The following is an 11,455-nucleotide window of genomic DNA, read 5'->3' as shown; positions in this document are numbered from 1 at the left end:
TCTCGCAACTAGCAATAGCTATTGTATTAGCAGCTGTTTTAATGTCCACTATCTTTTATTGCTTGTTCATGTCCAATTGCAATCAAGTTGTAAAATTTACTGTCTGTTAATTTTATTGAGTCAAATTTGTCTGGAACGCTTTTGTATTGAGGATGTATCTCATGAAAGAAAAAGTAAAAGAAGGATTCAATCTCTTCTTCCTTCTTTGCTTTTAAGATTTCATAAGCCAAATCTACATTGCTCATGATCAGCGGTCTTAAATTATGCTGAAAAATATTGACTGCATCTGCTTTCCATTCTCCATTGATTCCAACTTTAATTGATTTTTTTATCTTCTCTTCTATGGAAATCTTGTCAGTCAACTTGGGTTGCAGGTAAGGTGAATAGGCTTTTGCCAAATTGATTCTAATTCTTTCATTTTTGCTTGGCTGCTAACTTGTCTATATCAACGTAAAAATAGCGAGTTATACCTGCTTTTTGATGTGGCCCACTACCGTACAATGTAGCGCAAAACCACCACGATTTTGCGGGGTGGGGGCGGGGTGCTGTTTTATTCAGTGAGGGGCAGGCGGTTGAGGTAGTCCCGGAGCAGGTCGGTGGCGGGGCCTAACGACGCTTCGTCGACGATCAGATGCTTGATGTGTCCGTACCGGCAATCGCCTATTTTTTTGGCAATGACTTTTAAGGTTGCGCGGTGTTTGATGGCAAACGCCTTGACGGCTGCGAACGAAACCAGCTCGTCGCACGGGTCGATCAGGATCGTGAGGGGGCCGGGGTGCTTCCGCTGCGCCACGGAGCGGATGCCCGTCGCCAGCGTATGGAACAGGCCGATGGGGAGGGCGGGGTACACGCGGTACGCTTTCGGGGTGAAACTGGGGAGGACCACCCGGCCGAAGCGTCGGCAGAGGGGCAACAGACGACGCGAGAGCGCGTTGATCTGGATCGGTGGTGCCAGCAACAGGTACCGGTCAAACGTAACGTGATAGCGGTGTGCGATTTCCAGCCCCACCAGCGCACCCATCGAATAGCCGATCAGAACACAGGGTTGCGCCGGACGGTTGCGTACTTCCTGAAGGGGGGCTTGCAGGTCGTCTACCCAGTCTTCCCAGGTAATTCGGTGCAACGCGTGATGGGGGCAATGGGCCTTCGAATGGCCGCGGAGCTGCACATTCACCACCCGGATGCCTCGCGCCGTCAACTGGTCGATGAGCCATCCCAGGCTATCGGGCCTGACGTTGAGGCCGTGGATCAGCAGCGCGGTGGCTTTGCTCTCTCCGACCGGGGTATGAAGGGTGTAATTCGCTTTCTTCAATAACTTGCTGTTCAATCCAACCATCCGTGGGTCACCGGCCAACGTGGAGGGGGTGCTTCCGGTTGCTGTGGTTTCCGGGCGTGGTGGGGCACTCCATCTTGTGGTATTCTCCTGCATTGTTAGGCCGTGCCCTTTTTCCTGCGTATTTTCATCAGTACGAGCCGTATTTAGGTACCATGATCAGGTATACTTCGTTTCTCACACTTTGTTGCTGTTTTTTCTTCAACTGCCCCACTTTTGCGCAGTACGACACGCTGGTACACGACGGGCTGGAGCGGACCTATCTGGTGCACCTGCCACCCAATTATACGGAGACGGAAGCGTGGCCGCTGGTGGTGGCGATGCACGGCGGCGGGGGAAGTGCCTTCAACCTACAAGACCAATCCGGGCTGAGCGCCAAGGCCGACGCCGCGGGGTTTGTGGTGGTCTACCCGGAGGGAATCAGGGGCGGGGCGTTGAACATCCGCACCTGGAACGCGGGGTGGTGCTGCGGTCCGGCCAGTAGTGGCAACGTAGACGACGTCGGCTTCCTGACGGCGTTGCTCGATACGCTCACGGCCCGGTACGCCCTCGACACCACGCGGATCTACGCCACGGGCATGTCGAACGGCGGGTTCATAAGCTACCGCCTCGCCTGCGAGCGCTCCGACCGCATCGCGGCCATTGCGCCGGTGGCCTGTTCCATGAGTCTGGAAGCGTGTACGCCCGGCCGCCCCGTACCGATTATCCATTTTCATTCGTCCCAGGACGGCAGTGTGCCGTACCGGGGGGGCGTGGGCGACGGCCTTTCGAACCACTACAACGCGCCGCAGGATTCGGTGCTAGACGCATGGGCGGCGGCGAACGGGTGCCGTCCGGTGGCCGATACGCTGGTCGATACCGACGAGTACCTCCTGACCCAATGGACGGATTGCGACTGCGGGGTGGAGATTCACCGCTACCTGACGCACGACGGCGGGCACTCCTGGCCGGGTGGCAACCAGACGCCCATCGGCGATCCGCCGTCGCACTACCTCAATGCCACCGACCTGATGTGGGACTTCTTCCAGCAGTACACGCTGGCGTGTGCGGAACCGTCGGGTGCGGGCTTGTCCTCCGAAATTCGCGCCGTGCACCTGTTTCCCAACCCGTCGGCGGATATCGTGACCGTGCAGGGGCGGCAGATTGTCCGGGTACGCCTCCGCGATCTGGCCGGGCAGGTACTGTCCAGCCGTTTCTACCGCCGCGTCGATCGGGTGGAAGTCGACCTCCGCAACCGTCCCGCCGGGGTCTACGTCGTGGAAATCACCTCCTCCGACCGCTCCCGCGACACGCGACTGGTGGTGAAGCAATAACAGAATCATTGAATCATTGAATGCGCGGGGCGCTTGGCGCGAAGGGAAGAGGGTGATATAAATAAGGCATGTCGAGGTCCTTTTTCTGCCCTCTCGTGCACTTATTATCGCATTATGCTTTTGTTACGTTTTCGTGCCTCCGGCAAGCCTTAGCGGTTTATCCTTTGTCGGCATCGACAGCGGGCCTTTTCGTGACCAGTGGACCGACAGCCCTTGGCATGTGGACGCCCCGTAAGCCTGGAACTTCAGGCGCCCTTTCGCGCTTTGCGCCATTCGCTCATTCAGTGATCCTCTCATTCAATCATTCTATCCAGCTAACAAGTAGAGTACAGAACAGCTAATCGTGCGGATACGGGTACATTAGGTTCGCATTTTATCATCCAACCCAACCTTTATACATGGAAGCTCCTGTTCAAAACTTTAAGTACGTAGACTACTTGTGGGACGATCAGAAGGCCCAGGCGCTGGAAGGCGACGAAGTGGCGCTGCTGCTCTACCGCTCCAATATCCTGGGTGCCGACCTGCGCATCACCAACTACGGCGGCGGAAACACCAGCTGCAAGACGATGGAAAAAGATCCCCTGACGGGAGAGCCGACCGAGGTAATGTGGATCAAAGGATCGGGGGGCGACATCGGGACGCTGAAGCGGAGTGGCCTGGCCGGGTTGTATGTAGATCGCCTGCGCAACCTGCAGAACGTTTACCGTGGCATCGAGCACGAAGACGAGATGGTGGCGCTGTTCAACCACTGCATCTACGACCTCGACTCCAAAGCGCCGTCGATCGATACGCCGCTGCACGGGTTTTTGCCGTTCAAGCACATCGACCACCTGCATCCCGACGCACTGATCGCCATCGCGGCCGCGAAAGACAGCCAGAAGATTACCGAGGAGCTGTGGAACGGAGAGATGGGCTGGGTGCCGTGGCAGCGTCCTGGTTTTGACCTGGGGCTGCAACTCGAAAAATGCCTGCGTGACAATCCGGGCATCCGGGGCATCGTGCTGGGCGGACACGGCGTGTTCACCTGGGGCGATACGTCGTACGAGTGCTACATGAACAGCCTGGAAGTGATCGAAAAAGCGTCGGAATACCTGGCGGAACATACCGGAAAAGACCGTCCCGTTTTCGGGGGCGCGCGCGTCGAATCGCTGAACGAAGAGGCACGCAAAAAACAGGCGGCCGCCCTGGCTCCGGTCCTGCGTGGGTTCTGTTCGAGCCAGCAGCGGATGATCGGCCACTTTACGGACGACCAGCGCGTGCTGGAATTCATCAACAGCCACGACCTCGACAAGCTGGCCCCGATGGGCACAAGTTGCCCCGACCACTTCCTGCGGACCAAGATTGCCCCGCTAGTGCTGGACCTGCCGGCCGACGTAGAATTGAGCGACGCGACCGCCATCGCCGAGCAACTGGCCCCCGCGTTCGAGGCCTACCGCAAGAACTACACCGACTACTACGAAAACCACAAGCATCCGAACAGCCCAGCGATCCGCGACACCAACCCGGTGATCATCCTGTGGCCCGGCGTGGGGATGTTCTCGTTTGCGAAAAACAAGCAGACCGCGCGCGTTGCGTCTGAGTTTTACATAAACGCCATCAACGTGATGCGCGGTGCCGAAGCCGTGTCGGAATACACGTCGCTGCCCCTGCAGGAAGCGTTCGATATCGAATACTGGCTCCTGGAAGAAGCCAAGCTGCAACGCATGCCCAAGCCCAAAACCCTGAGCGGTAAAATCGCGCTGATCACCGGCGGCGGTGGCGGCATCGGGCGGGCCATTGCCAACAAGCTGGCCGACGAAGGGGCCTGCGTGGTGCTGTCCGATCTCTACGAAGAGCGTTTGCAGGAAGCCAACGGCGACTTCGGCCGGGACGTCTCGACCTATGCGGTCGCCGACGTGACCAACGAAGCGTCCGTGAGTGTGGCGTTCGAGAAATCGGCGCTGGAATTCGGCGGGGTTGACATCGTGGTGAACTGCGCCGGTCTGGCCATCTCCAAACCCATCGAAGAGACGACGCAGGACGACTGGAACCTGTTGCAAAACGTAATTGTCCGCGGGCAATTCCTGGTGAGCCAGCAGGGCGTCGCCATCATGCGCAAACAGGCCCTCGGCGGCACGCCCCTCGGTGGCGATATCGTGAACATCGCCTCGAAAAACGGCTTGGTCTCCGGTCCGAACAACGTGGGCTACGGCACCGCCAAAGCGGCTCAGCAGCACATGTCGCGTCTCCTGGCCGCCGAACTCGGCAAAGACAAAATCCGCGTGAACGTGGTGAACCCCGATGCGGTGATCGTCGGCAGTAAAATCTGGGAAGGCAAGTGGGCCGAAGGCCGCGCGAAAGCCTACGGCGTCACGGTCGACGAACTGCCCGCGTACTACGCGAAACGCACGCTGATGAACGAAATCCTCTATCCCGAAGACATTGCCAACGCCGTCCTGGCCTTCACCAACGGCATCCTGAGCAAAAGCACCGGCAACATCCTGAATGTGGACGGTGGGGTAGCGGCGGCTTTTGTGCGTTAACCACTCAAATCGATACAAGGAGGGAATGGACTTCGGTCATTCCTTCCTTTTTTGTACCTTCATCCTCCTTTTCTCAACCTACTGCCCATGCAACTTTCCAAAGCCCGGATTCAGGAACACAACCAGCCGCTTCTGGCGTCTCACCAGCTTAGGCTGAACCTGTTGTCCGAAGAACTTTCCGAACGAGGCGTTGCGGTCCGGGACCTGATTCAGCGCCTGGTCGACTTCCAGGTCGCCATCCCGAGTTGGGCGCTGGGCACCGGCGGGACACGCTTCGGGCGCTACGCCGGGGTCGGGGAGCCGCAGTCGCTCGAACAGAAGATCGAAGACGTTGGGTTGCTGCACGCCCTCAACCGGTCGAGTGGCGCCATTTCGCTGCACATTCCGTGGGACATTCCCGAAAATGCCGCGCACATCAAAGCCCTGATGCAGGAGCACGACCTCGCGTTCGACGCGATGAACTCCAACACGTTTCAGGATCAGCGCGACCAGCAGCATTCGTACAAGTTCGGCTCGCTGTCGCACACCGACGCGGCCGTGCGCAAACAAGCGGTCGAGCACAACCTGGAGGTGATTCGCTACGGTGAAGAACTCGGCTCGAAGGCGCTGACCGTCTGGCTGGCCGACGGTTCGAGCTTTCCGGGACAGCGGAACTTCCGTACAGTGCTGCAAAATACCTACGAATCGCTCCGGGAAATCTACGCGGCCCTGCCCGCCGACTGGAAGGTATTTGTGGAATACAAGCCGTTTGAGCCGTATTTCTACTCGACGGTCATTCAGGACTGGGGCACGTCGTTTCTCCTGGCCAACAAGCTGGGCGACAAGGCTTACACGCTGGTCGACCTCGGGCACCACCTGCCCAACGCCAACATCGAACAGATCGTAGCGACGCTTCTGATGGAAGGCAAGCTCGGCGGGTTCCACTTCAACGATTCCAAGTACGCCGACGACGACCTGACCGTTGGGTCGATCAAGCCGTACCAACTGTACCTGATCTTCCTGGAGCTGGTGCACGGCATGGACGATCCGCAGACCAACAATCCGCCGATCTCGTACATGATCGACGCCAGCCACAACCTGAAAGATCCGCTGGAAGACCTCCTGCAATCGGTCGAGGCCATTCAACTGGCCTACGCGCAGGCATTGCTGGTCGATAAACAAGCGCTGGAAGCCGCCCGTGCCGACAACGACGTGGTCGGGGCGCAGGAGATTTTACAAAACGCATTTCGCACCGACGTGCGGCCGCTGGTCCGGGAAGCCTTCCGCCAGGCGGGGGGCGCGCTCGATCCGCTCGGGCTCTACCGCAAGCTGGACGTCCGTCGGCAACTGTACGACGAGCGAGGGGTGGGCATCGCCACCGGTTTGTAAGCAACCCACGGCTGGCACTTCCAAACAAACCATCAATTTGTCACCAGGTCTTCTCCCATCCCAGAGAGCCTACGCCAGTCAACCAAGTGCTTGCAAAACGTCCTTTCGTTCAACGGAGCGGGTTCTTCTTTCCCCGGAAGAGCCCGCTTTTTTTTTGAGTGCCTCGCTCTTATGCATGGGCCTTGCCCTACCGATTTGAGTGCTTTTTCATAAACGCTCTGATCTGCGCGATGATCGCTTCTCCGTCTTCCTCTAATGCAAAGTGCCCTGTATCATATACATGGTAGTTCACCTGCTTCACATCTTTTTTGTAGGCTTGAGCGCCGCGTTCCGGGAAGTATTCGTCGTTTTTCCCCCAAACTACCAGCAAAGGGGGCTGGTGGTCTCGTAAGTACTGTTGCCATTGGGGATAGAGGGAAACGTTGTGTTGGTAGTCGTACCACAGGTCTAAATTCATTTGATGGGCATGAGGCCGAAGCATGCGCAGGTAATCCAAATGCCAGGCATCAGGATTGACATGCTCGGGATTTCGGGTGCCATGTGTGTATTGCCATTTCAGACCTTCCAGTGTGAACGCGGGCAACAGCGCTTGTTCGGTTTGTTCATTTCGGTGGTCCCACAGGTCCTTGATTCCTTGCCAGGCCTCGCCCATGCCTTCTTCGTACGCATTGCCGTTTTGCGTGATGATGGCGGTTACTTGTTCGGGATGTGCCGTCGCAATTCGAAAGCCAATGGGAGCGCCATAGTCCTGCATCATGAGGGCATACGAAGTGAGGCCTTTCAAGGCTATGAACGATTGGATCGTGGCGGCCAGGTGGTCGAATGTGTAGGTGTATTCGTCGGGCGAGGGAAAGTCGCTGTTACCGAAGCCCGGGTAATCGGGCGCTATTAAATGGAACTCATCCGAAAGGTGGGTCAGCACTTTTCGGTATTGGTGTGAGGAGGCAGGGTAGCCGTGTAGGAGTAGAATCGTGGCGTTTTCGACGTTACCCGCCTCACGGTAGGCGATGTTCACACCGTTGACATTCAAGGTCTTATATTGAATCTGGTTCATGGGAAATGGATATGTTGTGATTAGGTTAGAAAACTTCTTTAAGGGACAAATCACAGATGTATATTTTTATTACCGAACGTTTGGTAAAATTTGTTGGTAAATTTTTTACGTCTTTATGTAAGTACGTTCAATCGTGCGTAACGTGTCTTCGAAGAGAGTTGGGTCGTTCAGGCCGCGCGCTACCACTAAGCTCCCCTGCAAAGAAATCAGGGTTTGTAATGCTTTTTGCTTCGCCTCTTCCGGCGAAAACGCCAGCGCTAAACCGACTTTCTCAAACGCAGCTATCCATTGATGCATACCGCTCTGTATCTGGGCCTCAAACAATTCCAGACCGGTTTGCATGGACAAGGCCCGCAGGATGCACACTTCTTGCCCGCCTTTGTATAAGATTCTGATTTGAGATAGCCCTTTCTTTAATCGGATGGTGGGGGGATCGCCTTCATGGGTCAACGTTCGAAACACATGTTCTTCCACCCATTCCTGGAGGTGGGCGAAAACAGCTTCGGCCATCTCTTGTTTCCCCCTGGGGAACCGATGGTAGAGACTCGCCTTCTGTAGGCCAGTGGCTTCAGACAGTTCCTTCAAACTCGCACCTTCGTATCCCTTAGCACGAAAGGTCTCCGCCAAGGCTGCCAACACGTCGTGGTCCGATACTTTTTGTGGTCTCATGGTGCAAACGTACGACTAGACACGTTATTTACCAAACGATTGGTAAATAACTGTGTATGCTACCTCATTTGCTCAGTGGCTCTAAACGACTTGGCACCAGGCAGCTTTCAGAAATGCGTCCGTTAATCGTGCCTGGAGCTGGGTAACGGTACGGGGTAGCGGGTTGATCACCACGGAATGGTTCCTGTTTCCGGGTTGGTTTCCTCGCTGAAGAATTTACCACTAGGGCCGTTTTGATCAATCAATGCATAGCGTACAATCCGGTTTCCTGCAACCGCCACTTTTCCTCCATGGTGGAACGTGAAGTCGGTGCTTGTATACCCGGGACACACTGCATTGACTTTAAAGGCAGTATCGCGCAACTCATAAGCCAGATGAATGGTGTACATATTCAAAGCGGCCTTTGATGCGCTGTAAACCGCATATTTTGCAACGCTATACGCGGGCCAGTTCGGGTCGCTTTGTAAGGCAAGCGAGCCCACGCTGGTACTTACGTTGACAATTCTAGGTTCCGGCGATTTGCGCAGTAGATCAATGAAGGCCTGAGTAACGCGTGCCGCCCCAATTACATTAGTGTCGAACGTGGCCATAAATTGCGAGGAGTTGGCTTCAAGAGCGGTATAGGGACTTCCTCCATTAATGCCAGCGTTGTTGATAAGCACGTCCAGGGAAACGGTTGTTTGGCCGATTGCGCGGCGAGCTGCCTGTACCGAATTATCATCGGTAACGTCTAGCGCTACGAATTCCACCTGGGTCAGCCTTTCGGCTCTCAATGTTTCAACCGCCTCAAGTCCCTTGGCTATATCACGACTTCCAAGGTAGACGTAGAATCCCTGTTGCAGGAGCTGCCTGGCTGTTTCGAAACCGATGCCTTTGTTGGCTCCGGTAATTAACGCTTTTTTCATTTTTCTTCTGTTTGACACGTAATGCAGCAAAGGTGGGTAGGTTCCAAATGCAACAGCTTATCAAATGGTAAAAAGCGATCAGCGGAGGTTCTTGCGTATCCGGCTTAACGATTGTTGGGTAACGCCTAGATAAGAAGCGATGTAGGTCAGGGGAATGCGGTTGATGAGCGAGGGATGAGTTTCGAGGAATGCCAGGTAACGCGTCGTCGCATCTTGCGAAATTACCGGTCCTTTTCTGGATTTCTGGTACATACAGAGCTGCACCATTTTGTTTTTGATGTTGTCCCAAGCAACAATGATGCGGGAAAGGTCTTCCCAATGCTCTTTAGAAAAGACTAAAAGTGTACAGTCGGTACAGGCTTGTAAGTAGTCTGAAGAGACCGTGTTCGTCTCAAAATTGACATAATCAACCACTAAGTTGTTTTCACTAATAAAACAACGGGTGATTTCCTCGCCTTGGTTCGTGTAATAGCAACCCCGAACAACGCCTTCCACCACAAAGCCGACTTGTCGGGGGATTTTTCCGGCCTCCGAAAAATATTCGTCTTTTCGAAGGGCTGATTTTTTTGCTTTGCTTAACACAAGGTCAATTTGCTGTGTATTGAGATGGCCAAACTGTAAAATATATTCTACCAATTCTTTCATACAGTAAGCTGGCAAAAGCTCCTTGGTACTGATTTACCATTTGATAAAAAGCGCCCGGATCAAAGCACAAGAGCGTAATTCGTTACGGATGTTTTGGGAAAACAGCTATTGAATTTTACACGTCTGCCTGCAAGAGGCTCCTGTTACCTCTTGGCTATTAGTCGCATGCAAACGCTTGGTCAATAATTTGCCTTTCTTGTTTTCGGTCGGATTTCCGTTGGTCGGACTTCACGCTTTGCTGGTACTGATGCTTGTCACCGGCGAAGTGCTTACAACGCTCGGCAAGATTTTCATTTGTTCAGGTTACAATATGCCCTGGACGCGGAAGGATCATTCTTTTCGTCCGACGAATCTGGTTACCGAGCCTTTTCCGTTATGGTAAAGCCCTTCGTGCAATTGAACTTCTTTTTCTTCCAGTTGCAGAATTTCATACTTTTTAAAGTACGATTTCAGTTCGTCCGTTGAAAGCAAGGTTTCCAGGTCTGCAGGTCCTCCAATTTTAGGGTCCGCGTTTCGATACGCGAGGTGATTTTTTCCAAAGGCCTCAACTAGTACAATCCCGCCTTTTTTTAATTTTCGATCGAGCAATTGATGATATTCCGATTTGAGGTTCGGCGGGAAATGCGCATAAATAAGCGCTAAGGCATCAAATTGGCCATCTTCGAAATTTAAGTCGGGCAGTTGTCCAACTTGATAATCAATCGAAACCTTATTTTCCTTTGCAAGTTTCAAGGCCTTGTTTTTCCCTTCAACGCTTATGTCGAAGGCGAAAACTTCCCAACCGAGTTTTGCGGCATACACTGCATTTCTGCCTTCGCCTTCCGCTCCAAAAAGGATTTTGCCAGGTTTAAGTTGATCGAGTTGTTCTTTTAGGAATTCATTCGGTTGGGTGCCATAGGCAAATTCCTTTTGCCGATACCGGTCGTTCCATCTGTCCAGCCATGTGTCTGTCATTTTTTGCTTCGTTTGTTTTCATTGCTACCAACGCTAGAGGGAAGAACCGTAGCCGATTGCAGGAGACAACCTCATCCGCCCGTTTCAATTTTGAGGCGGGTTGAAGCCGCTCGCACAGACACTTGCCCGGCTATTGTTTTTACATACTACTTGCGTTCGTTGGTTTATGTCGTTTTTAAAAGCCACAAATTTACAATTGATGACAAGTCTGTTTTTCCATTTTTAATTTCGAACATATTTTTAAATGTGACAACGGCTCTGTCGTTTTCCTTCCACGTTATAAGATTGGAATCAGTCTGTATGATTCTTTCTTTGGGTTGTTCTTGTTTTTTCGCTCCGCAATGAAAAATTAGTTGTAGTTGCTTTGGGGGGTGCACCCTCATGGTAATGCGGTCTTGGTCATCGACACTGTAATTAGGTCCATTCCACTTTATGTTTTCTGACAAACTGCTTCCTGCTTCTAAAATAATTTCTCTTAGTAGTTCAATCTCTTTTCTTAAAGGATGATGTAGGGTGTCAAGAAATTCTGTGACTTCAAGGTTTAATCCACTCATGGTTAATTTTTAGCGATGTGTGTGGTTTGATTCAGACGGAGCGTTTGCGTTTAAACTAGCTTGCGAACAAAGGCTCTCTGCGTGCTGTAGGCACGTCTCTCCCTCTTGTGTCTACTAGGCGTCAAGCCTCATTTGTCC

11 protein-coding genes are annotated in these 11,455 nt (G+C 53.5%); 3 read left to right on the top strand and 8 right to left on the bottom strand.

All coding sequences use genetic code 11. The features are described 5' to 3' along the window. Positions 1-38 precede the first annotated feature (38 nt). On the bottom strand, positions 39-398 hold the full coding sequence (locus BLR44_RS16670) for a hypothetical protein (RefSeq protein ID WP_089684021.1): 360 nt from the start codon (positions 396-398) through the stop codon (positions 39-41). Between the two features lie 152 nt (positions 399-550). Further along, on the bottom strand, positions 551-1,312 hold the full coding sequence (locus BLR44_RS16665; protein WP_176956082.1) for an alpha/beta hydrolase: 762 nt from the start codon (positions 1,310-1,312) through the stop codon (positions 551-553). A gap of 176 nt (positions 1,313-1,488) precedes the next feature. Here BLR44_RS16665 and BLR44_RS16660 point away from each other — a divergent pair, with 176 nt between their 5' ends. The 3 genes from BLR44_RS16660 to BLR44_RS16650 all read left to right on the top strand — a co-directional run bounded on the left by BLR44_RS16660 (position 1,489) and on the right by BLR44_RS16650 (position 6,536). Beyond that, positions 1,489-2,646, top strand: a complete 1,158-nt coding sequence (locus BLR44_RS16660; RefSeq protein WP_143017335.1) for an extracellular catalytic domain type 1 short-chain-length polyhydroxyalkanoate depolymerase — start codon at positions 1,489-1,491, stop codon at positions 2,644-2,646. A gap of 398 nt (positions 2,647-3,044) precedes the next feature. Then, a complete protein-coding gene (locus BLR44_RS16655; protein WP_089684014.1) occupies positions 3,045-5,168 on the top strand; it encodes a bifunctional aldolase/short-chain dehydrogenase in 2,124 nt (707 codons plus the stop codon). An 87-nt stretch (positions 5,169-5,255) separates the two neighbouring features. Continuing rightward, complete coding sequence (locus BLR44_RS16650) at positions 5,256-6,536, top strand: sugar isomerase (RefSeq protein WP_089684176.1); 1,281 nt, start codon at positions 5,256-5,258, stop codon at positions 6,534-6,536. Positions 6,537-6,723: 187 nt separating this feature from the next. Here the strand turns inward: BLR44_RS16650 and BLR44_RS16645 are convergent, their stop codons facing one another. The 6 genes from BLR44_RS16645 to BLR44_RS16620 form a co-directional block, all read right to left on the bottom strand. Next, the gene (locus tag BLR44_RS16645; RefSeq protein ID WP_089684012.1) at positions 6,724-7,590 is read right to left on the bottom strand and encodes an alpha/beta fold hydrolase; all 867 of its coding nucleotides are present in this window, start codon (positions 7,588-7,590) and stop codon (positions 6,724-6,726) included. Between the two features lie 105 nt (positions 7,591-7,695). After that, on the bottom strand, positions 7,696-8,259 hold the full coding sequence (locus BLR44_RS16640; protein ID WP_089684010.1) for a TetR/AcrR family transcriptional regulator: 564 nt from the start codon (positions 8,257-8,259) through the stop codon (positions 7,696-7,698). 167 nt (positions 8,260-8,426) lie between these two features. Then, positions 8,427-9,164 carry an SDR family oxidoreductase gene (locus BLR44_RS16635; RefSeq protein WP_089684008.1) on the bottom strand — a complete coding sequence of 246 codons (738 nt, stop codon included), beginning with the start codon at positions 9,162-9,164 and terminating at the stop codon, positions 8,427-8,429. Between the two features lie 78 nt (positions 9,165-9,242). Beyond that, complete coding sequence (locus tag BLR44_RS16630; protein ID WP_089684006.1) at positions 9,243-9,809, bottom strand: Crp/Fnr family transcriptional regulator; 567 nt, start codon at positions 9,807-9,809, stop codon at positions 9,243-9,245. 330 nt (positions 9,810-10,139) lie between these two features. After that, complete coding sequence (locus tag BLR44_RS16625) at positions 10,140-10,763, bottom strand: class I SAM-dependent methyltransferase (RefSeq protein ID WP_089684004.1); 624 nt, start codon at positions 10,761-10,763, stop codon at positions 10,140-10,142. A 164-nt stretch (positions 10,764-10,927) separates the two neighbouring features. Beyond that, positions 10,928-11,317, bottom strand: coding sequence for a DUF1801 domain-containing protein (locus BLR44_RS16620; RefSeq protein WP_089684002.1), 390 nt, complete (start codon positions 11,315-11,317; stop codon positions 10,928-10,930). Positions 11,318-11,455: the final 138 nt, after the last annotated feature.

This window comes from Catalinimonas alkaloidigena, from assembly GCF_900100765.1.
In the GTDB taxonomy this organism is placed as follows: domain Bacteria; phylum Bacteroidota; class Bacteroidia; order Cytophagales; family Flexibacteraceae; genus Mooreia; species Mooreia alkaloidigena.
This window is presented reverse-complemented; position numbering and strand designations above follow the sequence as displayed.